Here is a 24,564-nt window from a genome sequence, read left to right as displayed (position 1 = left end):
TTTCGAAGCCGTTTTCGCCATCGAAGCCACCATACCTTTCGAAAATATTCAGCTGGCAAATTTAATTGCATGCGCATCTTAAGTTTATTCGTATGGGAAGTTTTTCTGCGAGTACGAAATACCTACACTGGCAGGCATCGGATTGTGCGTATTGCAACGCGGGCAGAAGCAGGAATTAGCAGCACCGCCAAAAATTTCTCCGTGCATTGCAGCGAATGAAAATAGTTTACTCTCACTGGATTTGATTCTGCAGAAATTAATTCGTGCTGGAGCAAAGCGATTATTTGCCTTGATCCAGCACGAAAAGTTATTCTGCAGCTAAAATAAACAGCGTAAATTCCGCCCTAGCGATGCCGTCGGTTATACAGGTAGAGCATTAATAAAATACCTGCCAGACCAATCATCATAATTCCGAGGCCTTTCCAGCCCGGAATCGTATTACCGTATATTGCGAGTAATACACACACGATGTACGCGATTATCCCAAGCACGATACGCAGGATTATTGCACCTTTTTCACTCACTTGATACCACCTCCAGTGGAAACCTGCAGCAGCTTCTTCTGCACAACAATGTAGAAGATGATTACCGGGATTGCGACGATAACCATTCCCGCGTAGAGCCGGCCGTAGTTTGTTGCAGAATGAGCCGTGCTCATCAGATTTAACATTCCCACTTGTACTGTCTTCCGATCGCCTGTAATCAGCGTCATAGATATTACATAATCATTCCAGTAAGAGAGGAAGTTAAAGAGCATTGCCATGGAGATTGCAGGCTTTGCAAGCGGGAAGAAAATTTGCACCATTGTGCGGGTCAGCCCAGCGCCGTCAATCATTGCCGCTTCTTCATATTCTTTCGGAATTGCGGCAAAAAATCCTGCAGCAGGTAAATCGTGAACGGCAGCGAAGTAGCGCCGTAAACCAAAGCCAATATGAAGATGTTATCGATGAAGAAACCATCTGGCAATATTGCCCGGACTACATTATCTGCACCAATCAAAAGCAGGAAGATTGGAACTACGATATAGTTCACATTCACGAAAAGTAAGCCTTGTACAGCGAGCTGTAGAATCTTCTTCCCTGGGAAGTCATAACGGGCTAATGCGTAGGAACAAGGCAGAGCCACAGACATCGAGATAATCATCGCAACCGTGGTGACGATTACCGAGATTAAAAAGGATTGACCGATACCTGAATCGATAAATGCGTCGATGTAGTTCTGGAAGTAAAAACCTTTCGGCAGCGTCCATGGACTTCCATAAAATTCTGACTGCTGCTTGAACGATGCGACAAGCACCCACACAGACGGCACGATAATCGTGAGCGAAATCAGAAAAAGCACAATGTGTGAAAGAATCCGTCCAACTGTCCAGCGGTCTTCCGAATTCCGTCGATTTTTCTTAACTTCTACTTTTGCTTTCGCCGGATGAATCTTTTAGCAACTTGTGTTTCAGACATTTCTATTTCCTCCTTAGCCGTACTGAATAACTTCACGTTTGGTAACACGGCTCACAATAAGCGAAAGCGCGAACGAGAAAGTGAATGTGACGACACCGATTGCCATACCGTATCCGAACTGCGAGTTATCATATGCCTGGCTATAGAGATATCCGAGGAGAACTTCAGAAGAACCATCCGGACCGCCGCCGGTCATTGCACGAACAATCACAAACGAAAGGTTAATCGACGAGATAATGAAGAAAGTTAGCGTGGTGCGGATATTGCTCCAAATAAGCGGAATCGTGATTACAAAAAGCTGACGCACCTTTGAAGCACCGTCAATCCGGGCCGCTTCGTAGATTGAAGTATCTATTCCTGCCATCGCTGACATATACATCACCATATAGTAGCCGCAAGACTGCCAGAGCATTGCGAAGCCGATGGCATAGATAACAATCCTTTGATTTCCTAACCAGGCTTGAGTATAGTCCCCTAACCCAACGGCAGTAAGTACTGAATTTAAAAGACCATCATTCTGCGAATAGATTGCAGCAAATATTGCCGCAATAATCACCATCGACAGAATAGACGGTAAATAAAGAATGAAACGGATAAAGCCAGTACCATAAATCCGCAGCTGAACAAGAATCGCACCGAAAATCACAGCTGCCGGCAGCGTGATTGAAGTGACAACAACGAGAAGCAAGACCGTGTTTTGGAAAGCTTCAAGAAACTTCATATCACCAAAAAGAATCTTGAAATTATTCAAACCGACGAATTCTTTATCTGGGGAGTAACCGCCCCACTTGAACACCGACATCTGAAACACCTGCACAGTCGGAATGACAATAAAGGTGAACATCAAAATTGCAGCAGGAAGAGAGCAGAAAAAAGCGAAGCGCCTGGTGTTCCTAGTCTTTTGCGAAGCATTCGTTGGAATCTTTAATCTGCCTTGTTTTTTAGAGTTACTTCCGGCTTTTCCGCCGCAAGCGCTCCTTGAGATTCTGTCATGACGCCCTCCATGGCTTTATGACTTTGCGTTGACAGTGAGATTTACAGCCAGCACACAATATTGGAAAGCACACTGCTGTGCGTTTACATATTATCGGGGTGGGCGGAAATCCACCCACCCCGATAACGATTAATGCGATTTACGAACGATAAACCCGCAAGTTAAATTTTACTTCGCATCACGAAGCTTATCGGTAACTTCCTTGATATCTTTCTGCCAAGCTTCAAGAGTCTTGTCGCCGGAAGCAACAGAATCAATTGCGCCGTAGACCGAATCCTTAAAAGAGATACCTTCAGCAGTCTTCGCGAGCGGACCGCCAGCAACTGCGGCAACGCCTTCAGCTTTCATCATGTCGAAGAATGCCTTTACACCCGGATCAGAAGCAGCAGCAATAGCTTTATCCGCAGCGCCTTCAACCGGCTGCGCAGCACCAGCACCGGCGAAAATATCTACTGCTTTATCGGAATAGAGGAATGCAATGAAATCCTTTGCAGCGTCAGCGTTCTTCGCCTTAGCTGGAATCCAGATATTCTCAACGAAGGAGAATGCAAAGCGTTCGCCGCCATCCTTGAATGCCGGAGCCGGAATCACACCCCATTCAAACCCGTCTGTGCGCGGAGCATCTTTCATTTCGTTGACAATCCAGTTACCATTCGGCATAAAGATTGCGGTGCCGTCAAGAATTGCCTGCTGGTTCTTGATGAAGTTTTCCTTATTTGCATTACCGACAGTGGAATCAAGGAGATAATCTTTTGAAACGAGCTTTGCAGCGGTCTCAAGAGCTTTCTTCGCTCCTTCAGTATCCCATGCACCTTCCTTATAATTTGCGATATCCGACCAAAGCTGAGCACCGCCAGCGTTCGCAATTAATGATGGAAGAGCCGAATCGAAGTATCCGGAAACAGGGTAGGTAAAGAGCGCAATCCCCTTTGCTTTTGCCTCGTCACCAAGCTTAAACATTTCATCCCAGGTCTTTGGAGCTTCCCAACCGTTATCAGCGAGAAGTTTCTTATTGTAGACGAAACCATTTGGTGCATAGAAGAGCGGTGCCAGGTAGGTATCTTCGCCGCCAAGCGGATTAGTAGCTGTACCGCCGAGAAGACCCGGGAGGAGCTTATCTTTAACAGTCTTGTCTTCTCCTGGTACTTTCATATCAAAGACATCGTTAATCTTCATTACTGCGCCTTCAGAAAGAAGCGTCTCGGTAAATCCGGACTTCTGACCAGAGGAGTAGTAAACAACATCTGGGAACTTGCCAGCTTTCATGCCGGGAGCAATTTCTTCGTTAATGGTCTTCGAAATCTTCATATCGACCTTAACGTTCTTATTCTGCTCTTCGTAAGCTTTTACAACCTTTTCCCAAACGTCTTTGCCGTAGCCACCCTCGAATGCAGCAAATTCAATAGTGGTCTTATCGCCGTCTTTCGCACCATCCTTACTGCCAGTGCCGGTTGAAGAACAAGCGGAAAGAGCTAAAGCCAGAGAAGCTGCAACAGCTGCGAAAGTCTTAAACTTTATCTTCATAATTTACCTTTCTTTTCTTTGTAATTTGTGCGAATCCTCCGTTGGACCCGAGTATTATTGCGCGGTGTAGCTATAACAAATCACGGTTGAGTCTGCGGTATTACGCTCCCTCAAGCCTGAAAACTTTGGATGGTTTCCGCGGGAATCAGGAACTGCAAAACATTTATTGCGAGGTCAACCACGTATTAAAAGTACCACAATAAACGGTTTAGATACACAGGGTAACTAAACGATGCGAGAGTGTTACCAAGTTGTTATTTTTAGCTTATTGAAAATAATTAAGTTCGCCTTTCCGCACCAGTAAGCCGTTTTTTCGAATTAAACAAACAGATAAATCCAATTTCCAACAACTGTTTTCGCGATTTCAGCACTATCCGCGTTAAGCCCATTAGGACTTTCAGCGCGCCATTTACCGATACGGGTTTCTGTAATTTATTTTTTATTCCGCCGATCATTTCTCAATTCCACCCAGAACCCGCCATTACGAAAACACATCTACAGTGCAGCCAAAAATCATCTTCTGCCCGGGCAGCCTAGCGGCCGGTATGTCTTTGCCGCGATTGAATGCTTTCATATCCCCCGCCCTGCGACCAGCGTAAGCGCAATAACGATTCGTCGCTTTAACGTGAAATATCCCCGCCCGAGACCCAGCGTTAATCACCCTTATACTTTTCCATTCACTTTCGAAATATCCCCGCCCGCGCGAGCCAACAGCCGATGAAAACAATTCGTAGTAATACATAAAATTAACTTGATATAATTTTATATTTATATATAATTATCTTTATGAGTTACGAAGTGTTTAATGAAGATGACGGTGTGATTCGCTTGTTCGCAAGTCTCGCCAACCCAATTCGCGCCTCGATTATTTGGCGGCTAACAGCAGGCAGCGCAGACGTAACCGAACTCACCGAAATTCTCAATGTCTCCCAACCACTAGTTTCCGGGCATCTCGCAATTCTGCGGAAAGCACACTTGATTGAAGCAAAGCGGAACGGAAGACGGATGGAATACTCATTAATCGACGATCACGTAGCCCATATTTTCAAAGACGCCTACATCCATATGAAGGAGCACGATCACTGTGAACACTGAACATCACGAACACAAGAACCACCCGCACATCCACTCCGTTGATTGCGGCCATCCGCATTTCCAGCACGAAAATCACATCGATTTCGTTCACGACGGCCATGCCCACCACGAACATGAAAATCATTGGGATGATTGCAATGTGTGCGCATGCACCGAATGCCGCTGCGAATCATGCACCGACTGCAACTGCGAAACTTGTACTTGCGCTACCTGCAAACATGCCGCATAAATCTACGAAATCCGAAAGTTAATTTTACACAGCAGCAAAACCTCAGCTCTCACGAAAGGGTAGATTCTATTTTGGGTCTGCCCTTTCATTTTCATTTCCCGCCCCGCAACACGCCATCAGAGCTGTTTCTAAGAGCTTTTCACATTTTTCGTGTTACAAATTCCGGCTTACGCAACTGACGGCGAAATGCTCATGGGTTCACGTAAGTGGTGGCAGAATCCGTATTTTTCAACGTAACTGGCGGTAAAATACACGGTTTTGATTAACGATGGGAAAGCCGTTTCAACTACCCCACCGCTTCAACCGCTCTCACCGCTCCGCAATCAGAAACGATACCGCCTGCCTATTTTTTCCCTCCCCTGATTTACCCGAGCATCACTTCCGCAATATCAGCAGCGTAGGATACTGCCCGCTTATCCCCTGATTTACCCCTAATCTATCCCTGAAAATCCTCCGAAATGAAACTTTCGCTTCCTCAGAACAGATATGCTTGGATTGAAAAATTCCGAGGTAATACCAGAGGCAATACCAGAATCAATACCAGAGGCAATATCAGAAGCGAAAAGTGAAATAACGGATATCCCATCTGGTGATTTTGCTTCCGCTCACGGATTCGGGATGAAAAACACGATTATCACGAATCGAAAATAAATAAGACGTAAACAGCAGCAGAAAATATCGACAAATTGAAAGGCACTTTCATGACGGCAATTTTGCAAGCCCGCAATTTAACGAAAACTTTCGAAACAACAAAGGCAATGCGCGGGATCTCACTTGATGTACAAGCAGGAGAAGTACTTGCGATCATGGGACCGTCGGGATCAGGAAAATCCACCCTCCTCCATGCCCTCGCCGCAATCGATACTCCAACTACTGGCGAAGTATTTTTCAAAAATAAGCGAATCGATTCACTTAATGATACTGAACGCACAATATTACGCCGCACCGCGTTTGGGTTCATCTTTCAATTCAGCCAGCTAGTACCGGAATTAACTGCTCTTGATAATGTAGCTGTACCGCTGCTTCTCAGCGGAATCCCGCACCGCGCAGCAACCAGCGAAGCCATGAAATGGCTTACAAAAGTCGGACTTAAAGAACGCGCAGATTCGCTCCCCGGAAAACTTTCCGGAGGTGAAGCACAGCGTATCGCGGTTGCCCGAGCACTGTGCTACAAACCGGAAGTCCTCTTCGCAGATGAGCCAACGGGTTCCCTGGATTCGCAATCCTCAACTCAAGTGATGGAAATGTTCCTTGACCAGGCACGGCAAAATGGGATGACCGTCGTGATGGTAACTCACGAGCCGAGTATTGCCGCATATGCAGACCGCACAGTAATTGTGCGCGACGGATTACTTTCCACAGGAGCAGCTGCATAATGAATCTTTCACTTATACTTTTCCGGAAGTCAGCGGCACATTCAAAAGGCCGGATTGCATTAATTACTTTTTCGATTTCCTTAGGCGTGGCAATGATTCTCAGTTTTTCGGCTTTTGTGGAGGGGCTGACTAATACTGAGGCACAAGATTTGACTGCCGCTGTATACAACAGCGATTCCTTAAAAGTACCGCCGGCAGAAAATTCCGATACCCGAAACGGGAATACTGATATTGCTGAAGAAACTATGAATCCCGAATCTGATACTGCTGAAACCGGAGAAAACATCGTACAGCAGCTTCCGGCAAACGCGGTACTGGCGGTAATGAGCGCAGGAAGTTCGGTGCAAAGGTTGGCACGAATAATGTAATGATTCTCAAAGTGCAGGTAGTCGGGGATAATCCGCCAGATTTCCGCGGCATAGTTTACCCGAAATCGGGTGAATTCTATGCTTCACCAGCACTCGCCGCAGCGCTGGAAGAAAATCCGGAAATGAGCGTGCGTTATGGAACAAAATATTTAGGAGAATTACCGCATTCATTTGTTACCGGACCGGATCAATATGCCGTGGTAATCGGCAGCTCTGAACTGCACCAGCAGCAAGACGCGCATATCGTTACAAACTGGAAAATTTCCAGTGTTGATTTCGAAACTAAAAAAGTGATTCAAGCCGTTCTCTATCTCGGTTTGATTATTGTGCTCTTTCCCGTCGTATTGCTGATACACATCTCCACCAAGCTGGGGAGCGTGCAGCGCGAACAACGCTATGCTGCTTTGCGCCTGGTCGGAGCAACAAACAGTCAAATATTCTGGATTGTCACCACTGAAACACTAATCGCGTCAGTTCTCGGATTCGGCATTGGGATTGGACTATACTTCGCACTGCACCCTCTGCTCGTGGAATTCTCGGCTTTTACCGGCCGCATGTGGGCAGAAAATATTGCTGTTACCCCATGGCATTATCTGATTACTGCGCTCCTGACTTTCGGGTTGGTCTGTTTTGCAAACAGCTGGGGGCTGAAGCGTCTTTCTACTTCCCCGCTTGGAATTGTTCGGCGTCAGGAAATAGAGAAAAAGCCGTCATTCCTGCGTGCACTCCCGCTGTTTGCCGGAATTGGTATTTTCATTTGGCTCTGGATTGTTACTCCCAAAGACCAAGGCGGCACCGAAACAGTTAAATATATTCTTGCAGCGATTTTGCTGATTATGCTCGGTTTAACACTTGCCGGCACTTGGCTGACTGCAGTTATGGCCCGCATATTCCGCAAAATTTCCCGCAAGCCCACGTCATATATTGGATGGAGTTACGTTCAGGCACACGCAAGCAGAATTTCACGGTCAGTAACGGGAGTGGTGCTGGCACTCTTCGCTGGAAGTTTTTCCTCACTGCAATTTCCGGTACTGGCGAATTTACTGTTGCAGCTCACCCGGCACAGAGTGTAATTGCCGACGGAACCGTAATTATCAGCCCTAATTCTGCAACCAGCAGCACAGAATCAGGGATTTCTCCTGCCGATTATCTTAATGCTGCAAAATCGGTACCCGGGGTGAGCGATGTGCAGACGATTGAGTCGATTGCATGGATGCCGATTATTCCATGTACCGGTGAATATTTAGCGACGGATTGTACGCAGCTTTCTTCTCCAAATGAGGTGCGGAAAGAAACGCAAAACAGCCAGGATAACGGCGTGATTGCAATAAACTATGGCGCCCCTTACGATTTTGGTGTTTCCGTAATCACTGGGAAAGACCGCGCCGATATTGCAGCAAAACTTACAGCCGATTCAGCGATGGATCCTTCGCTGACAGAAGATCTGCGCACTTTTATAATTTTGAAAATAGACTCACTGCAGACACTGGAAAAATTGCGGAATACGCTTGCCGCAAAGCATCTCGACACACCAAATTTGGAACTTTATCCGAGTGTAAAATATTCAGGTGAGTTTACCAGTGTAAACCCGCCAATCGAAACACTCACAAAGATCACTTATTTTGGAATCATTGCCACCGTTCTAATTGCAACTATTTCCCTGCTGGTCTCAACATATGCAAGTATTCTGGAACGCCGCCGCACGCTGCTGACTTTACGGCTCAGCGGAATGAGTTTGCATGAAATTTATCGGATGATTCTGGTGGAATCACTTGCGCCGTTACTTGCAATTTCCTTATTTTCCACGCTGATTGGGATGGGTGCCGGGTGGATTTTCATGCAATTGCTTTCAGTAACGCTCGATGCAAGTATTTCGCCAATATTCATCACGGTATTAATTGGTTCAATGCTGGCTTCAGCATTAGCGATTCGCACTATACTTCCAACAATCAAGAAAGCGGCGGCACTCTCCGCAAACCGGCAAGAGTGATCCGGAGATTAGTTCGAGGGCGGCTAAGCTCTGAATTATCCGGCTCCTGTTTTCCTCACACTCGCCCCGTCTTGCAGTCACCCAGCTTTGCAGCCAGCAGCTGGAAAACAGTACGCCGCAGTAAGTCTGCGGCGTACTGTTTATGTTGATTGCAGATTACCGGGAGCTGCTAGTTTGCACTAAGCGCAAGCTCGGCAGTTTTTTGCTTCAAATCTGTGGCTGACGGCTCAACCTGGAAACTTCCATCAGGATAGACCACCACCGGAATATGCATTTGCCCAGAAATTTCAATCGCTTTCGCTTTTAACGATTCGTCTGCTTCCACATCAAACCAATCATAATCAACCGCAAGTTTTCCAAGCACTTTCTTTGCGAGCCGGCAATCTCCGCACCAGTCTGCACCGTAAACTTTCACCTTTTCCGCCACTGTATTTCCTTCCATTAAGAGCAACGGTAATTTCCCCTCATCCTACCGGCAGCTGCGGTAAAACCACGGAAAACTTCGCTCCGCGCTTAGTTCAGTAATTGTGATTCGCCTTTTCCCGCTCAGCTCGTTTCTTTGCATTATATTCACGGCGGCGGCGCGCCCACTCTGCACGCAACTCCGGATCGCTCATCACAAGTGCGACGGTTTGGCAATCTTCCGGACCGCTCACAAAAGCCTGACAAAGCGTGCAGGGCTCACCGAAACGAAGCGGGCACTGCGGTGAATTGTGCGCCATCTTATTTCCTCTCACCGTTCGGAATTGACTACAGTTCAAAAACTAGTAGCTTTACCGCAGAATAACAATCGCGGATTCCGCCGCAGCGAAGCTGGAAAAATCGAAAATACTGTTTTTGCAGCAATTTTCTGCCGCAGATGAGCTGCTGCAAGATAATTCTTAATCTTAGTTCACAGCCGCGATTAGCTTAGCTGCGTCAGGCAAACCGTGAAACAGATATTTTCGCCGGCTGTGATATTCAATATTATCCGTAATAATCTGCGGCACGGCACCAGCAGCGGCGGCTGCGGATGTTTTTTACTGGCAGCTGCACGCTGTACGGGGCGTTTTCTGCTGTTCGCTCTGCTTCATATTTGCATCAATATTTGATATTCGCATCAATATTTGCGTTAACAGCAGTGAATACGTCCGCAATAGATTCACGAAATACCAGTGCGGCAAACCGATCAGCTTCCGTCGCATCGCGGTTAATCAGGACAATCTCACTGCCCTGGAAATAATGAATCATGCCGGCTGCCGGATATACATTCAAAGAGGTACCGCCGATAATCAGGAGGTCTGCTTCCCGAATTGCAGCTGCTCCGCCGTGAAATGCGGCTTCCGGCAGGGCTTCTTCATAGAGCACCACATCTGGGCGGACGACGGTGCCGTCGTGCGGGCAATGCGGCACGCCGGCAGTATTGAGCAGCCAGGAAAGCGGATAGTGATGTCCGAAAGCACAGTGATTATGCAGCACTGTGCCATGGAGTTCAAAGACGTTCCGCGAACCAGCCTTTTGATGCAGACCGTCGATATTTTGTGTAACGACAGCTGAAAGTTTTTCTGATTTCTCAAGTTGGGCAAGATAGCGGTGCGCAGCATTCGGCTGGGCATCTGGATAGAGCATTTTCGCACGGTAAAACTCGAAAAAATCTTCGGGATGTTCCTCCAGACAAGTATGGCTCAGGAGATATTCGGGCGAATGGCCGCCGCTGTCTGCGGTATAGATTCCGGCAGCCGAGCGGAAATCTGGAATACCGGAAGCGGTAGACACTCCCGCACCGCCGAAGAAAACTATCCGCTGCGCTTTCTGAATCATCTGCGCAAACTCACGCAGCCGCCGGCTGCCGCGCAAATCTGAAGCAGATGCAGATTCCGGATTCATCGTTTAGTCTTCAATTCCGCTGCCCGGCAGCTTCATTTCTTTTGTTTCCCCAGCAAAGAATGGCGCGATTACATTGTCTACACGCCCGAGTGCGGACGCGATTGCCATATGCATATCAAGATATTTATAGGAGCCAAGACGCCCGCCAAAGAGAACATTCGGTTCACTCGATGCAAGATTCCGATAGCCGAGAAGTGTCTCGCGGTCTGAACTCTTGTTGATTGGATAATACGGTTCGTCGCCTTTTTGCGCAAAACGCGAGTATTCATAGGCGATTACCGTCTTATCTTCCGGATAGTCGGTGCGTTCCGGATGGAAATGTTTGAACTCATGAATCCGGGTATACGGCACTTCCAGGCTGCCATAGTTCATTACGGAAGTCCCCTGGAAATCTCCGACGGGAAGCACTTTCAAATCAAGATCGATGGTACGCCAGCCAAGTTCTCCGCCGGCATATTCAAAATAGCGGTCAATCGGACCGGTGTAAACCACGGGAACATTCCCAACGGCTGCTTTCTTGTTGAACGGCTGTGATTCGTCGAAAAAGTCGGTATTTAAATGCACTTCAATATTCGGGTGCTGCGCCATCCGTTCAAGCCAGGCAGCGTAACCGTCGGCAGGCAGACCTTCCCAACGATCATTGAAATAGCGGTTATCATAGTTAAAACGTACCGGCAGCCGGGAAATGATTGATGCCGGCAAATCTTTTGGATCAGTTTGCCATTGCTTTGCAGTGTATCCTTGGAAGAAGGCTTCAAAGAGCGGACGGCCGACGAGGGAAATCCCTTTCGATTGGAAATTTTTCACATCCGCCGAATCAATTTCAGCCGCCTGTTTGTTAATCAGCTCCCGAGCTTCGTCTGGTGAATATGCTGCACGGAAGAATTGGTTGATCGTGCCCAGGTTTACCGGCATTGGAAAAACTTCCCCATTTACCGTCGTATACACCTTATGCACATAATCCGTGAATGAAGTGAACCGATTTACGTATTCCCAAACTCGTTGGTTTGAAGTATGGAAAAGGTGTGCGCCGTATTTGTGTACTTCGATCCCTGTTTCCGGATCTTTTTCAGAATAGGCATTTCCGCCGATATGATAGCGTGAATCAATAATTGCTGTTTTTATGCCGCGATTTGCCATCTGCTCTGCTACCGTCAGCCCAAAAAGCCCCGAGCCGACTACCAAAAGATCAATGTTCATCAGATTCTTACCCACCAGTGTTTGTCCGGAAAATCTTATCTAAATACTGTATCTAAATTATAAGATATACCTATTTCACGTAACTATATCACCCATATATGCAAAATACTCATGAAATTTGCGTTTCCCAAACTGCTGACAGCAAAATAACCATCGGATTGCTTCGCAAACCAGACTGCTTCGCAAACCAGAGTGCACCCGCCAGTAAACTCGATTTTGAAAAAACGAACAAACTTAAATCACATACAGACACAAAATACAGTTTCAAACCAACATGCCTGATGATATGTTTAGCAAGTATTTCGCAGGATAATCAGAATCCGGCTGCTCCTGAGAATATTTTGCAAATACCGGCTGCACCGCAGACCTTACCCGGCAGGAACTAACTTTGCCGGAAATATCACCGCTGCTTTTCCTGACATCAACTATAATAAGGATCAGCAAATAACAAACAAGCAACCGGATGGATAGAAAGATCAATAATGAAAGTTCTCTCTGTGTTTGGCACTCGGCCCGAAGCAATTAAGATGTGTCCGCTCGTGCTTGAGCTGCAAAAACACATGGAATCGAATCTCTCGTGTGCGTAACCGGACAACACCGTTCAATGCTGGATCAAGTTCTCGAAATCTTCGGCGTTACCCCAGATTACGATTTGGCAATTATGAAACCCCGGCAAACGATTACTTCAATCACTACCGCTGTGCTTGAAAAACTTCCGGAAGTGCTTGATGAATGCAAACCGGATATTGTGCTTGTGCACGGCGATACTACCACGAGTATGGCAGCAGCGATGGCTGCATTTTACAAGATGATTCCCGTCGGGCACGTTGAAGCCGGCTTGCGCACCTATGACCGCTATTCTCCATTCCCGGAAGAAATGAACCGGAAACTTATTTCCAGCCTTGCGAATGTGTTTTTTGCTCCGACGGCTGGAAATCAGGCTGCACTTGCAAAAGAAGCAATTACCGATAATGTGTACGTAACCGGAAATACGGTAATCGACGCTTTCCAGTACACAGTGAAAGAAAACTATGTTTTCAAAAACGAACAGCTGAAAGCACACGATTTCACACAGCCAACTATTTTACTCACTGCGCATCGCCGTGAGAATCTCGGAAAACCGCTCGCACAGATTTGTGATGCAATTATTGAAATTTGCCGCACTTTCCCGCAGGTACGGGTAATTTATCCGGTACATTTGAATCCTGCAGTACGCGATACTGTTTGGGAAAAACTCGCAGACAATCCGCAGATTACACTCACTGATCCGGTTGATGTGCAGGATATGCACAATGCAATGGCGCGGGCAAAACTTGTGATGACTGATTCCGGCGGGCTGCAGGAGGAAGCCCCGCATCTTGGGAAGCCGGTAATCGTATTGCGCACTGAAACTGAACGGCCGGAAGCTGTAACCGCAGGTACCGCCGTGGTAGCCGGTGTGGGCACCCGAAAAATCGCCGATATTGCAGCCACGCTCCTCGCAGACGAAACTGCATACGAGAAAATGAGTAAAGCAATTAACCCCTACGGCGACGGTCATGCGAGTGAACGAATTGCACAAATACTGCTCGCGAGTCATCAGGATAACGCAGCATCGTAAATTCACATATAATTTACGATGCGCTGCCGAATTTCAAGGGTTTCTTTATCTGAAGCGAAACCTGAACAGAATATTTGATAAAAGAAAAACAGATCTAGTTTTAGAAAGAGTTGGAATATGAAGTTCTTCGTTGCAAGCTGGTTTTTCCTCCGGCAACTTCATCTGAAGGAATCGTGACGTACAAACTCTTCCGTAATTCACGCCATCATTATGACGTCTGCTGTTCATCGAGCAGTCTCTGGAGCTACCAGCATGTTCTTCCGCTTGAAGCTGAGAACATCCGAACTTTCCCGATTGAAACCAGTGAATTTTCCGAATGGGTAGCAGCAGCTGTCGAAAAATTTAGTGAACTGCATAAAACTGAACATTACGACGCAATTATGACCCGTTCAATGCCGGTAGAAAGTATTGAAGTCGCAAAGAAAATCAAAGAAAAATACCCGGATATTCCTTGGGTCGCTTCAATTGCTGATCCGATTGGGAAATCTCCATATGATATCAAGGCGTGGGTGCTGGAAAATCCGCAGCTCACGGCACCGGAGAAAAAGATTTCCAGCTCGCCCTGCATACGGGAACCGCGTCATGGACTGAACATGAAAGCAGCGAAATCCGAAAAATGTGTGCGCTGAAAGAAATTGAAGATACTGCAATTGCAAAAGCGGATGCGGTTATTTTTCCCAGCGATACTCTGAAATCTTATGTGCTTGATTCCCGCTGCCGACCGCGTGTACTGACGGTACCGCACTCCTTTGACCCCGCACTTTACCCCGAATCAGCAAACTTCACTTTCCCGGCAGCAGCTGCAGGAAAACTACGCTCTCGTTCCTTGGTCATTCCGATTCGGTGCGCAGCCTCGAACCAATTGTGCGGGCAATGAATTTTTGCGGCTAAATCATCCCGAATCATTAGAAAAGCTGCATGTTAACTTTGTGGGAAACGTGACTGAAACAATCCGCACCTTGATTTACAATTACTATCTTTACGATCACATCAGCATTCAGCCTAGCGTTGATTACCTCACGAGTCTCGCAATCATGAAAGAATCTGACTGGCTGCTTCATATTGATGCTGATTTTAAATTTTTATCTGACTTTGGCGGTTCAGTATATTTCGCGGGAAAGATTGCCGACTATCTTGGAACAAACACCCCAATTCTCGGATTAACCGGCATCGGCACTCCCGCCTATGAGATTATTCGCCGCGCAGGCGGTATTTGTGTAAAACAAAATCAAATTACCGAAATTGCATTAATTCTTGCAGATATTGCTGAAGGGCGAATCACACCGGAAATTTCCGAAGAATACCGCCGGAAGTTTAGTGCACAAACGGTAGCTGAAAAATACGATGCGGAAATTGAACAGGCCTGCCTTGCGAAAGAACGCAGCTTTACCCGCAATATCTGGCCGGAAGTTTCAGCAGCAGAAACGGACAGTACCAATATGACGAAGCTGATTACAATTTGTGTGCCAGCGTACAATGTTGAAGCATACCTTGACCGCTGCCTGCACTCTTTCGTCAGCTGCACCCAAGCAAATAAGCTTGAAGTGATTGTAGTGATCGACGGTTCGCCGGATGCATCCGAGACAATTGCACGTGCGTACGCGGAAAAATACCCGCATATCGTGAAAGTTATTACAAAACAAAACGGCGGTCACGGTTCAACTATTAATGCGGCGCTCAAAGCAGCAACTGGAACCTATTTCCGGGTAGTTGACGGCGACGACTGGGTTGACAGCCGCGATTTTGCCGCATTGATACAGAACATCGAAAAGAAACAGCTCTTCCCAGACCTCATATCTACAAATTACAAACAGGTCTACATCTCTGATGGGCATACTGTTAATTGGGAGAAAAATGGCGGACAGAAAGACTATCAAATCTTCCATTTCGCTGCCGAAGATTTTACCAATGAATACTTCACAATGGCTTCAATGATGGTGAAAACCGAAGTTCTCCGCAAAGCCGATTTTCAGCTGCAAGAACACACTTTCTATGTGGATGTTGAGTTTATTCTCTTCCCGATTCCGGATATCAAAACCGTGATGTTTACTCCTGAATATGTTTATCGTTATGCCGTCGGAAATGCCGATCAGAGCATAAATCCCGATAACTTCGTCTCCCGCTATGACCACCACGACCGGGTAATTCGGCGAATCCTCTCGTATTATGCAGAAAAATTCCAGTTATGGGCAAAGGGCAGGAAAACTACATGCGCGCAATTTTGAAACGGGTAATTGAATCTCATTTCACATTAAGTTTGATTTGGGATGCAGACCGTGAGCGCGGATTCTGCCGAGCAAAAAGTTTTGACGAATTTTTAGCTGCCACAAATCCCCGATTGCACATATGGGCTGGTGAAAAATGGAATTATCTGACTTACTGCCGAAACCGTGATTTTGATCCGCAGCAAATTAAAATACCTGCTTTGGGTTTGCAAACGGAAATTCCATCCGAGCTGCAGTCTGCAGTGAAAGCAGCCGGAGAAAAACTTGCAAAAAACAAGATACTCGAAAAGATTGCGTTTAATCCTGCGACGCGCTGCGCTTACCGCAAACTTTTTATGCGTGACTAAGCAGGTTCGCTTCGCACGTTTCATTTTCAAAACCTGAACGGAAAACTTCGATATATACATCCATATGGTCGAGATTTTTCGTTGCGTGATATTGTTGGAAGAAATACTCATCGGTTAGATACGGATATTCTCATGTACCCAAAAGTTTCAATCGTTATTCCGGTTTACAATGTTTCCCAGTTCCTCCGTCCCTGCCTTGACTCGGTGATAAATCAGACGCTGCAGGATATTGAGATTATCATCGTAAACGACGGTTCGACCGATAACTCGTTGGAAATCGCGCAAGAATACGCGGAAAAAGATTCAAGAATCATTATTATCAATAAAGCAAACGCGGGTTACGGGCACACAATGAACCGGGGTTTTGAACGCGCACGCGGTGAATATATCGGAATAGTCGAATCAGACGATATTGCCCGCCCGGAAATGTTCGAAAAACTCTATGCACAAGCCGTGCAGAACAACGCGGAAGTGGTGCGTTCAAACTATTTTGCAATGAGCGGCAACGGTTCAGCTTTCAACGTGATTGACGTTTTAACGCTTGCAAAAGCACCATACTATACCGCGTTTAACCCTGCAGACTATCCGGGAGTACTTCTGGGCAGCCCCGCAATTTGGACCTCAATTTTCAAAAATTCTTTTATTAAAGAACACCAGATTACTTTCCTCGAATCACCAGGAGCTTCGTACCAGGATACTGGTTTCTTACTTAAAGTTTGGGCAGCCGCAGAAAAAGTAGTTTTCATGCGTGAAGCATTCCTGAATTATCGTGTCGATAATGCGAACTCTTCAGTAAAATCCGGAGCAAAAGTATTTTGTGTGAGCGATGAATACGAATCATTCGAAAAATTCCTCGCAAAATATCCAAAACGGCGCGAAGCGCTAAAATTCCAGTTACAGGCGAAAAAATATGAGACTTATCTGTGGAATTATAATCGGCTTGATACTCCGCTGAAACCAAGCTTCCGAAAATTAATGCATGAGCAGTTTGCCGCTGCACACGATGCAAACGAACTGGATTCTTCCCTATTCTCTCCGGTTGAATGGGACGATTTACAAACCATTATTCATAATCCGGACTCTCTTGGCGATAAACAGCTTGCCGTAGCGCCGATTGAACTGGATGTACAAGAACATCAAAAACCATCCAGGTAAACGACCGCTCTCCATTCGCCGCAAAAGCATTTCGGAAAATTAAACGGATTGTAAAAAGGATTCGCGGCTGAATCTGCAAAAATATAATTCTGCACCGCTAATTTTCTGATCCGTTTCTTCTTTGTTCTGAAAGAGGTTCTATGCCAGAGACTAAGCCGCTAGTGAGCATTGTAGTTCCCGTATATAATTCGGAAAATTTTCTCCCCGATTTATTCGCATCACTGCGCACACAAACCTATCATAATCTGGAAATCATCTGTGTTAACGACGGTTCACAAGATCACAGTCTTGATATCCTGCAAAAATACGCCGCCGCAGACAGCAGAATCATTGTTGTCGATAAACACAATACCGGCGCAGCGAAAACCCGCAACGTTGGAATGATGGTTGCCGCAGGAAAATATCTTTGCTTCGTCGATTCCGATGATTTTATCGAACCAGATACAATCAGCACGCTTGTGCAGACAGCCGAAACACACCGAGCAGACGCCGTCGTCTTCGATATCGACAACTATGATAATCAGCTCGGAACTTACTACCCGAACTATGCGCTTTCGAAAAACATATCCCGGTGTACCGCGTATTTACTGCCAGTGAAATAAAAAATTTCTACAAATATCTGGTTGGATTTACTGTAAATAAAATCTACCGGCGCGAGTACCTGCAGCAGGCACAAATCGATTTTCCGGAAGTCGGCGCGCATGAAGATATGCCGTTTACTTATCTCGCCCTCAGCGCCGCTGCGCGAATCTACTATCTTCCGAAAACTTTTTATCACTACCGCAGATTCCGCTCCGGAAGCTTAAGCGACGCTACCGAGAAACACTACGAATACATGCTTGAAGCGTTATTTGAGCTGAAAAAGGTTTGCAATCCTTGGGTTTATGGGATATTCACCAAAAGAACTACGCCAGCTATGTACTCCATATGTGCACCTGGAAAAATTCAACGCTGAAAAAATTTCCGGCACTTGAATTTCGGTATTCATGCCTGACATCTTGGTTTGAAAAACTCGGAGTGAAAGATTTAAGCGCAGAGTACTTCTATCATCAGGACGACTATCGAATCCTGGTTAATACTCTGAATATGCCGCGCCACTATCAGCTGATTGCCCGCGCCTACAGATTCCTCTTCCGCCGCTGAACCGAAAAACTTTCAGATCCGCATTCAAGTTCTTCGGCTAAGCCGGGCTGCAGGTGTACAGCTCGGCTTACGGAACAATCTTCCGCAGTATTGGAATCTGTTTTAACAACAGCACTGCTAAGACGCAAAAGCATAAAGCAGCAGCGGGACTGCTGTGCGTAACACCACCGACGTAGGCGAAATAGCGAAAAACCCGAAAATGATATTCTGCAAAACCAGATTGTGCAGCAGATAGACACCGAATGAGCATCCCGAGATTTTCGCCAACAGATTTTGGTGTTTGCGCAGCCATTCAAAATCAGTGTTTTTACACCACACAAATATTGCGGCTGCCGGCAAAGCAGCAGTGAACACCTGATAATCAAAGAAAGTCCGATCCACATCCTGGATTAATGCCGAATAATATAAGGTGTATCCAAACTTCAAAATCAGGGAAAGAACTGCAGCTGTATAGAGCAAAATCCGATATTTTTTCGCAAAATCAACCGTTGCAAGCAGGTACCCGAGAACCGGATAAAATAAAAACCGCCCAAAGCCGGCATGGAAAAATCAGGATTCCAATTACTGCCCAGCATCTTCATTATCACCGGCAGACAATACTGCAAAATAAAAGCCGCCGCCGCAGCATAAATCAACACGCTGCGCTGATCTTTCAGCAGCGAAATCACCGGCAGCGCAAGATAAATCGCAAAAAGCGGGAAGAAAAACCAATACGTGACCTCAATCGTGTTATTTAATATGCCGTTTGCAAAAGAAACTGGATTCCAGGCGTTAAGCGTATCCCAACGATCATTCACAATATTCGCCGTGATAAACGCAATTAGACTCCAAGCAAGAAACGGCACCGCAATCCGCAGCAAGCGCTTCCGGAAAAAGTTTGCGTATCGTAACGATCCCGATAGCGCAGCAGCGTCGCTCCGGTAAGCATAAAAAATATTGGGACAGCGAAGAAAAATATCGTCTCAATTGCGAGCGCTGCTGCCCAGTTTTTCCCGGATTCCATGCGTGCACCATCGTATTGCAATGTAAAAGAGTACCGAAATGCAGGCAAGCACATTTAAAACATCAAAATAGAGCACCCGTGAGGTGCGCTGACCTGCAGCTTCTTGTGTGCCGGGATTCATTATCATGCACTCCTTACCAATGAAAATCACCAAATCATAATTTTCGGCAGCTTACCCCGTAACTGTATCGGGCTTAATCTGCTCTCGCGATTCAGACAACTATGCGATATAACATAATATATTCACTATCCGTTCAAAAACAGAAAAGACCGATATGAAACACCCGCTAATATCCGTAATCATCCCAGTACATAATACTGAAAAATACCTTGCACAGTGCCTTGACACTGTTTTCGCCCAGACAATCCAGGATTTCGAAATAATTTGTGTAAACGACGGATCTACTGATTCTTCAGCCGATATTCTTTCCCAATACCAAAAAGCAGACGCACGGATGCAAGTATATCAAGCTGATAATGTTGGAGTTTCGCAGGCACGGAATATCGCTTTAGACAAAGCAACCGGCGAATATATCGTTTTTATTGACGGTGACGATTTCGCAGATCCGCAGCTTTTTGCAAAAACCACTGCACATGCGGAAAAAACAAAATCAGATATCGTAATTTTTGATTATTTTCTTTATTCGCAGCAATCAGGCGCATTGGATACGTACCGCGATCAGGAGCTTTACCGCAAGCTCAACGGAGAAATATTTTCACTAGCTACCCGCCCAGAAATGATTCAGTTTATGGGAATCTGGGATCGGATTTTCCGCCGTTCATTTATCGAAAAACACAAGCTGCGTTTTCTGCCCAACCATATCTATGAGGACGCAATCTTCGCGGCAGAAGCAATGCTGAAATGCCAGCGGGTTTCACTCCTTGCCGAGCATCTCTACTACTATCGCCGCGGAGTCAGCGGATCTATTACTTTCGATGAAGGAAAAAATAATTTTAAAAAACAGGAATTTATTTTTGCACAGCGCCGCATCCAAAATCTGCTGAAAGAATCTGGTGCAAGCTCCGAAGTCCGTTATTTTTATCTGCATTACTTTCTCGAATACGCGCTGATGCATCAGCGTTTTTCAAGTTCAAAGCAAGATTTCAACAACTATTTCAACACGATTCGCGCAATGATTTTCCCAAATTTTTCCGACGTACTCCCGGCAAAACTCATCCTGAAACGCGCAGTTTATCTGCGCATGATTGCTCTTAACTCCCGCAATTTCTGCCGTCTCCTGATAAACTTCGCCAACCTCCCGCGGACAGTCCGGAACAAAATCACTGCTTTCACTACTGCCGGTGCGCGTGAAAAACTGCGGTAAAATTCAGCAGCAAATCTGTGCGCTTTCCCGATTGACATCGCTTTTTCGTAAATCTGGTAATCGCTTAAATCATGCACATCTTGCGGTGAAAGATATGCAACTCCGAGCTTCGAAAACCACTCCCGTGCTGCAGTTTCCAGAAACTCCGTCCGCGATAAAATATTTTTCCGCGAATACTGCCAGCTGCACATATGCAGTACATAGCTGATGAAATCCTTTTCAAATTTTTTCCAAATTTTATGCCGAAATAACCAGTCGCAGGTAATCTCAAGAGCTTGAAACATGTACTGGTAATCAGTTTCCAGCGTATTACTTACGCTGTCTTGATTTTCACGGCGATAATGATAGAGCGTTTCATCCAGATAGTAGATTCCGTCGGCAAGACTCAAAGCAAGATAAGTGAACGGCATATCCTCATGCGCCGCTATTTTCGGGAACAACAAGTTATTTTCCCGCAAAAAATCTGCACGATAAAACTTGTTTACAGTAAAACCAATTACATGCTTATAAATATTGGGCACGTCGACGGCTTTAAACACTTGCCGCACCGGAACATACTCGCGGTTAATTGACTCGTTTACCGTAAATGAATTCGACTCTTTACTGTAATTATCAAGATCGAAAAGTACGACATCGACACCATGATTTTCCGCAGTATCCACCAGCAATTCAATTGCATTCGGCGCAATAAAATCATCTGCATCCACAAAACAGATATAATCGCCTTTCGCTACAACAATCCCAGCATTACGAGTTTCACCTGCGCCCGAATTATACTTCCGGAAAATCCGTATCCGATAATCGTCGTAGATAAACTGCGTTGCAATAGCGGAACTTGCATCAGTGGATCCGTCATCCACACAAATAATTTCAAGATTCGGATAAGTCTGGCTGCGCAGGCTGGCAAACAATTTCGGAAGATACGCTGCACAGTTATACATCGGAATAATGACGCTCACAAGCGGCTGTTTTTCTTCCATAATTTCTCCTTAAATCAAACTCTGCTGCGAACCTGCAAATCCAATATCAGCCCCGAAACAGCATCAGAATTGATTCTTGTAACTCTCACACACTTGTGCAACCGGTGCATCCATCCGCATTTCGCCTTTTTCAATCCAGATTGCACGGTCGCAAATCCGCTCCACCTGCTCCATCGAGTGCGAGACGAAAAGAACTGTAACATCACCATTCTCGATAAAATGCTGTATTCTTTCCTCACACTTTCGCTGGAAGAATACATCACCAACTGAAAGTGTTTCATCGACAATCAGAATATCCGGCTCAGTAATCGTCGCCACTGCAAAAGCAATCCGCGCCACCATGCCTGAAGAATAATTCTTCAACGGCATATCTACGAAATCATGCAATTCCGCAAAATCAATAATCTCGTCAAAATGTTCGTCAATAAACTCACGGGAATACCCGAGCAATGCGCCGTTGAGATAAACATTTTCCCGCGCAGTAAGCTCGAAATCAAAACCCGCACCAAGCTCAATCAGCGGAGAAATATTGCCGCCGACACGCACTGTACCTTCACTCGGCTCAAGCACACCGGCAATAATTTTCAGCATTGTAGATTTACCAGAACCATTAGTACCGACCAAGCCGACCACTTCGCCGCGTTTGATCTGAAACGAAATATTCTTCAATGCTTTGAATTCTTTGAAGAAAAGCTCACGTTTCATCAACTTGATAAAGTATTCCTTCAAATTATGCATATTCTCCGATGCCATGTTGAAAATCATCGTAACATCGTCAACAACAATCGAATACTCTCCTTGCTGCTTTGCAGGAAGTGAAATATAAGCCATTAAATCTCCAATAATCAGATGTATAAGATGAACTTATGTTCAGATAGTTTGAAAGTAATCATGCCAAATACTATTGCAGCTGCCGCCCAACCGGTACATGCAAGCAGCACCGCAGCACTTGGACTTTGCTGATATAAGAAAATATCTCTCATAAACATCACGAAAGAGTACATCGGATTCGCTTTCATGATAAGTTGCAGAGTCGGGCTCATCCCCTGAATCATATCAAAGCTCCAAAACAGCGGAGTGGCATAAGTCCAGGCCGTAATAAAAACACCCCACAAATGCTGGATATCACGGAAGAACACATCACCAGCTGCCAGCGCCAGCCCGACACCGGCATTAAAAATCGAGAGCAGCAGCAAACAAACCGGCAGCCAAACAATATGCCATGTGGGAATAATTTGGAACCACAGCATTACCAGCGCAACAGCAATTAGCGAAAAAGATAAATTCACCAATCCAAAGAGAATCTTTGCACCGGAAACACCCAGCGATGAATCCGCACCTTTTTCAGCAGCGATGACGCGCCAACAATTGATGTCAACGCCCCCGAAGTTGACTCCGACATGAACTGGAAAGTGACAATACCCAGAATCAGATAAAGCGGATAGTTTGGAATACTGCCGGTACGTGCCACAGCAAACATCGTCGAAAAACGATTGCCATCACAATCATCATCAGCAGCGGATTCAACACCGACCAGACAATTCCCAATAAGCTGCGTCGATATTTAATTTTGAAGTCTTTTGAGACCAGCTGCTGCAAGATATAAATATCTTTTTCAGCGCAATATGCATAAAAACCGCCGTTCTTCGCGCTACTCTAGTTTCTGCATCTGTAAATCAGTGCTGCAGGCTTCTCCTATTTTCGAATCGCCCTAAACAACTAGGCTATAATACCACACAGATTACTCCGGGAAGTGCAATAGTAAGCTCCTCACATTGCGGCGCAGCTGCGCTAAACTGGCTCTAATACTAAATTCTGACAGCGGCAATTTCCAACACTTTAACCATAAGGAATAAGAATGACAGATTTTCCTCCACTAGTATCCGTGATTGTCCCCTGTTATAACGCTGAAAAATACCTCAAAGAATGCATTGACTCAATACTTTCGCAAACACTTCCGAATATCGAAATAATTTGCATTAACGACGGATCCACTGACACAACCAGCCAAATCCTTGAAACCTATGCGGAAAAAGATTCGAGAATCACCGTCATTAACAAAGAAAATTCCGGATACGGCGCTTCAATGAACCGCGGTTTAGACACCGCAAAAGGAAAATATATTGCAATCCTTGAGTCCGATGATTTTATGGATCCAAATACGCTCGCTGTGCTTACCGGTAACGCCGAAAAAACACAGACACCCGTTGTTAAATCCAATTTCTACTTCTACTGGAGTTCGCCAAAACTATCCAATCGGTGCAATTATTTAATTCGAAAAAATACGCCGCAGATTATTAAACCTCTTGAATATCCGGCACTATTTTGGTACATGCCATCGATTTGGTCGGCAATTTACCGCCGCGATTTTCTGGTTAAACACGGAATTCGTTTCCTCGAAACACCCGGAGCAAGCTACCAAGACGTATCTTTCACATTTAAGGTCTGGGCATGCGCGGAAAAAGTCAGCCTGCTGCCGAATGCTTTTGTTCACTACCGCCAAGACAACGAAAACTCATCAATTCATTCCGCTGGAAAAGTGTTTGCCGTCGCGAAAGAATTCGCAGAAATTGAACGCTTTATTGCCGGTTTCGGACCCGCAGCTCCGAAATACAAAAACTTAAAACATACGAAACCCGCTTGAAATGGGATAGCTACATCTGGAATTATTGGCGGCTGACACCCGC

32 protein-coding genes and 1 pseudogene are annotated in these 24,564 nt (G+C 45.7%); 17 read left to right on the top strand and 16 right to left on the bottom strand.

Annotated features, from left to right (window positions below; all coding sequences use genetic code 11):
- Window positions 1–344: 344 nt before the first annotated feature.
- The 4 genes from RQN30_RS12055 to RQN30_RS12040 form a co-directional block, all read right to left on the bottom strand.
- Complete coding sequence (locus RQN30_RS12055; RefSeq protein WP_353060688.1) at window positions 345–524, bottom strand: DUF6903 family protein; 180 nt, start codon at window positions 522–524, stop codon at window positions 345–347.
- Window positions 521–835 (bottom strand): ABC transporter permease subunit, encoded by a 315-nt coding sequence (locus RQN30_RS12050; protein WP_353060687.1) that lies wholly within the window; start codon window positions 833–835, stop codon window positions 521–523. The genes RQN30_RS12055 and RQN30_RS12050 overlap by 4 nt, the downstream gene beginning before the upstream one ends.
- Complete coding sequence (locus RQN30_RS12045) at window positions 832–1,341, bottom strand: ABC transporter permease family protein (protein ID WP_353060686.1); 510 nt, start codon at window positions 1,339–1,341, stop codon at window positions 832–834. The genes RQN30_RS12050 and RQN30_RS12045 overlap by 4 nt, the downstream gene beginning before the upstream one ends.
- A gap of 129 nt (window positions 1,342–1,470) precedes the next feature.
- Entirely contained in the window at window positions 1,471–2,259 is a 789-nt protein-coding gene (locus RQN30_RS12040; protein WP_353060685.1) for a carbohydrate ABC transporter permease, read from the bottom strand.
- 34 nt (window positions 2,260–2,293) lie between these two features.
- Between RQN30_RS12040 and RQN30_RS12035 the strand changes: the two genes are divergently transcribed.
- Window positions 2,294–2,452 (top strand): hypothetical protein, encoded by a 159-nt coding sequence (locus RQN30_RS12035; RefSeq protein ID WP_353060684.1) that lies wholly within the window; start codon window positions 2,294–2,296, stop codon window positions 2,450–2,452.
- Between the two features lie 167 nt (window positions 2,453–2,619).
- Here RQN30_RS12035 and RQN30_RS12030 read toward each other — a convergent pair whose 3' ends face one another.
- Window positions 2,620–3,975 (bottom strand): carbohydrate ABC transporter substrate-binding protein, encoded by a 1,356-nt coding sequence (locus RQN30_RS12030; protein WP_353060683.1) that lies wholly within the window; start codon window positions 3,973–3,975, stop codon window positions 2,620–2,622.
- A gap of 786 nt (window positions 3,976–4,761) precedes the next feature.
- Between RQN30_RS12030 and RQN30_RS12025 the strand changes: the two genes are divergently transcribed.
- The 5 genes from RQN30_RS12025 (at window position 4,762) to RQN30_RS12005 (ending at window position 9,033) form a co-directional block, all read left to right on the top strand.
- Complete coding sequence (locus RQN30_RS12025; RefSeq protein ID WP_353060682.1) at window positions 4,762–5,070, top strand: ArsR/SmtB family transcription factor; 309 nt, start codon at window positions 4,762–4,764, stop codon at window positions 5,068–5,070.
- 930 nt (window positions 5,071–6,000) lie between these two features.
- Entirely contained in the window at window positions 6,001–6,675 is a 675-nt protein-coding gene (locus tag RQN30_RS12020) for an ATP-binding cassette domain-containing protein (protein WP_353060681.1), read from the top strand.
- Window positions 6,675–7,043 (top strand): hypothetical protein, encoded by a 369-nt coding sequence (locus tag RQN30_RS12015; protein ID WP_353060680.1) that lies wholly within the window; start codon window positions 6,675–6,677, stop codon window positions 7,041–7,043. Before RQN30_RS12020 ends, RQN30_RS12015 begins: the two co-directional genes overlap by 1 nt.
- Window positions 7,043–8,116 (top strand): FtsX-like permease family protein, encoded by a 1,074-nt coding sequence (locus RQN30_RS12010; protein WP_353060679.1) that lies wholly within the window; start codon window positions 7,043–7,045, stop codon window positions 8,114–8,116. Before RQN30_RS12015 ends, RQN30_RS12010 begins: the two co-directional genes overlap by 1 nt.
- A gap of 140 nt (window positions 8,117–8,256) precedes the next feature.
- A complete protein-coding gene (locus RQN30_RS12005) occupies window positions 8,257–9,033 on the top strand; it encodes an FtsX-like permease family protein (RefSeq protein ID WP_353061856.1) in 777 nt (258 codons plus the stop codon).
- Between the two features lie 169 nt (window positions 9,034–9,202).
- On the opposite strand, the gene RQN30_RS12000 is transcribed toward RQN30_RS12005, so the two are convergent.
- From RQN30_RS12000 to glf, 4 genes are all read right to left on the bottom strand, one after another.
- The gene (locus RQN30_RS12000) at window positions 9,203–9,460 is read right to left on the bottom strand and encodes a glutaredoxin domain-containing protein (RefSeq protein ID WP_353060678.1); all 258 of its coding nucleotides are present in this window, start codon (window positions 9,458–9,460) and stop codon (window positions 9,203–9,205) included.
- 91 nt (window positions 9,461–9,551) lie between these two features.
- Window positions 9,552–9,755 carry a DUF6767 domain-containing protein gene (locus tag RQN30_RS11995; protein WP_353060677.1) on the bottom strand — a complete coding sequence of 68 codons (204 nt, stop codon included), beginning with the start codon at window positions 9,753–9,755 and terminating at the stop codon, window positions 9,552–9,554.
- Window positions 9,756–10,113: 358 nt separating this feature from the next.
- Window positions 10,114–10,899, bottom strand: a complete 786-nt coding sequence (locus RQN30_RS11990; RefSeq protein ID WP_353060676.1) for an NAD-dependent protein deacylase — start codon at window positions 10,897–10,899, stop codon at window positions 10,114–10,116.
- A gap of 3 nt (window positions 10,900–10,902) precedes the next feature.
- Complete coding sequence (glf, locus tag RQN30_RS11985) at window positions 10,903–12,099, bottom strand: UDP-galactopyranose mutase (RefSeq protein WP_353060675.1); 1,197 nt, start codon at window positions 12,097–12,099, stop codon at window positions 10,903–10,905.
- Between the two features lie 565 nt (window positions 12,100–12,664).
- Between glf and wecB the strand changes: the two genes are divergently transcribed.
- From wecB to RQN30_RS11940, 9 genes are all read left to right on the top strand, one after another.
- Window positions 12,665–13,699, top strand: a complete 1,035-nt coding sequence (gene wecB, locus RQN30_RS11980) for a non-hydrolyzing UDP-N-acetylglucosamine 2-epimerase (RefSeq protein ID WP_491608734.1) — start codon at window positions 12,665–12,667, stop codon at window positions 13,697–13,699.
- 173 nt (window positions 13,700–13,872) lie between these two features.
- Window positions 13,873–14,328 (top strand): hypothetical protein, encoded by a 456-nt coding sequence (locus RQN30_RS11975; protein WP_353060673.1) that lies wholly within the window; start codon window positions 13,873–13,875, stop codon window positions 14,326–14,328.
- Window positions 14,316–14,576 (top strand): hypothetical protein, encoded by a 261-nt coding sequence (locus tag RQN30_RS11970; RefSeq protein WP_353060672.1) that lies wholly within the window; start codon window positions 14,316–14,318, stop codon window positions 14,574–14,576. The genes RQN30_RS11975 and RQN30_RS11970 overlap by 13 nt, the downstream gene beginning before the upstream one ends.
- Before the next feature lie 61 nt (window positions 14,577–14,637).
- Entirely contained in the window at window positions 14,638–15,924 is a 1,287-nt protein-coding gene (locus tag RQN30_RS11965) for a glycosyltransferase (protein ID WP_353060671.1), read from the top strand.
- The gene (locus tag RQN30_RS11960; protein WP_353060670.1) at window positions 15,909–16,271 is read left to right on the top strand and encodes a hypothetical protein; all 363 of its coding nucleotides are present in this window, start codon (window positions 15,909–15,911) and stop codon (window positions 16,269–16,271) included. Before RQN30_RS11965 ends, RQN30_RS11960 begins: the two co-directional genes overlap by 16 nt.
- Before the next feature lie 132 nt (window positions 16,272–16,403).
- Window positions 16,404–17,426, top strand: a complete 1,023-nt coding sequence (locus RQN30_RS11955) for a glycosyltransferase family 2 protein (RefSeq protein ID WP_353060669.1) — start codon at window positions 16,404–16,406, stop codon at window positions 17,424–17,426.
- Window positions 17,427–17,566: 140 nt separating this feature from the next.
- Complete coding sequence (locus RQN30_RS11950; protein WP_353060668.1) at window positions 17,567–18,028, top strand: glycosyltransferase family 2 protein; 462 nt, start codon at window positions 17,567–17,569, stop codon at window positions 18,026–18,028.
- Window positions 17,998–18,381: a glycosyltransferase family protein gene (locus RQN30_RS11945; protein WP_353060667.1), complete on the top strand. Its 384-nt coding sequence runs from the start codon at window positions 17,998–18,000 to the stop codon at window positions 18,379–18,381. The genes RQN30_RS11950 and RQN30_RS11945 overlap by 31 nt, the downstream gene beginning before the upstream one ends.
- A 62-nt stretch (window positions 18,382–18,443) precedes the next feature.
- Window positions 18,444–18,569 (top strand): hypothetical protein, encoded by a 126-nt coding sequence (locus RQN30_RS11940; protein ID WP_353060666.1) that lies wholly within the window; start codon window positions 18,444–18,446, stop codon window positions 18,567–18,569.
- Between the two features lie 117 nt (window positions 18,570–18,686).
- On the opposite strand, the gene RQN30_RS11935 is transcribed toward RQN30_RS11940, so the two are convergent.
- Genes RQN30_RS11935 through RQN30_RS11925 form a run of 3 tightly spaced genes read right to left on the bottom strand, consistent with a single transcriptional unit; the run spans window position 18,687 to window position 19,572 of the window.
- The gene (locus RQN30_RS11935; protein ID WP_353061855.1) at window positions 18,687–19,067 is read right to left on the bottom strand and encodes a hypothetical protein; all 381 of its coding nucleotides are present in this window, start codon (window positions 19,065–19,067) and stop codon (window positions 18,687–18,689) included.
- Window positions 18,998–19,414 carry a hypothetical protein gene (locus RQN30_RS11930; RefSeq protein ID WP_353060665.1) on the bottom strand — a complete coding sequence of 139 codons (417 nt, stop codon included), beginning with the start codon at window positions 19,412–19,414 and terminating at the stop codon, window positions 18,998–19,000. Before RQN30_RS11930 ends, RQN30_RS11935 begins: the two co-directional genes overlap by 70 nt.
- A complete protein-coding gene (locus tag RQN30_RS11925) occupies window positions 19,390–19,572 on the bottom strand; it encodes a hypothetical protein (RefSeq protein WP_353060664.1) in 183 nt (60 codons plus the stop codon). Before RQN30_RS11925 ends, RQN30_RS11930 begins: the two co-directional genes overlap by 25 nt.
- A gap of 275 nt (window positions 19,573–19,847) precedes the next feature.
- Between RQN30_RS11925 and RQN30_RS11920 the strand changes: the two are divergent.
- Window positions 19,848–20,246, top strand: a pseudogene (locus tag RQN30_RS11920) (glycosyltransferase family 2 protein); the annotation flags it as partial.
- Between the two features lie 518 nt (window positions 20,247–20,764).
- Here RQN30_RS11920 and RQN30_RS11915 read toward each other — a convergent pair.
- The 4 genes from RQN30_RS11915 to RQN30_RS11900 form a co-directional block, all read right to left on the bottom strand.
- Window positions 20,765–21,877 carry a glycosyltransferase family 2 protein gene (locus RQN30_RS11915; protein ID WP_353060663.1) on the bottom strand — a complete coding sequence of 371 codons (1,113 nt, stop codon included), beginning with the start codon at window positions 21,875–21,877 and terminating at the stop codon, window positions 20,765–20,767.
- Window positions 21,878–21,940: 63 nt separating this feature from the next.
- Window positions 21,941–22,708 carry an ABC transporter ATP-binding protein gene (locus RQN30_RS11910; RefSeq protein ID WP_353060662.1) on the bottom strand — a complete coding sequence of 256 codons (768 nt, stop codon included), beginning with the start codon at window positions 22,706–22,708 and terminating at the stop codon, window positions 21,941–21,943.
- 14 nt (window positions 22,709–22,722) lie between these two features.
- Window positions 22,723–23,166, bottom strand: coding sequence for an ABC transporter permease (locus RQN30_RS11905; protein ID WP_353060661.1), 444 nt, complete (start codon window positions 23,164–23,166; stop codon window positions 22,723–22,725).
- The gene (locus tag RQN30_RS11900) at window positions 23,163–23,348 is read right to left on the bottom strand and encodes a hypothetical protein (RefSeq protein WP_353060660.1); all 186 of its coding nucleotides are present in this window, start codon (window positions 23,346–23,348) and stop codon (window positions 23,163–23,165) included. Before RQN30_RS11900 ends, RQN30_RS11905 begins: the two co-directional genes overlap by 4 nt.
- A 387-nt stretch (window positions 23,349–23,735) precedes the next feature.
- Between RQN30_RS11900 and RQN30_RS11895 the strand changes: the two genes are divergently transcribed.
- Window positions 23,736–24,521 carry a glycosyltransferase family 2 protein gene (locus tag RQN30_RS11895; protein ID WP_353060659.1) on the top strand — a complete coding sequence of 262 codons (786 nt, stop codon included), beginning with the start codon at window positions 23,736–23,738 and terminating at the stop codon, window positions 24,519–24,521.
- The last annotated feature ends 43 nt before the right edge of the window (window positions 24,522–24,564 follow it).

This window comes from Arcanobacterium hippocoleae (genome assembly GCF_040360365.1).
GTDB lineage: Bacteria > Actinomycetota > Actinomycetes > Actinomycetales > Actinomycetaceae > Arcanobacterium_A > Arcanobacterium_A hippocoleae_A.
This window is presented reverse-complemented; position numbering and strand designations above follow the sequence as displayed.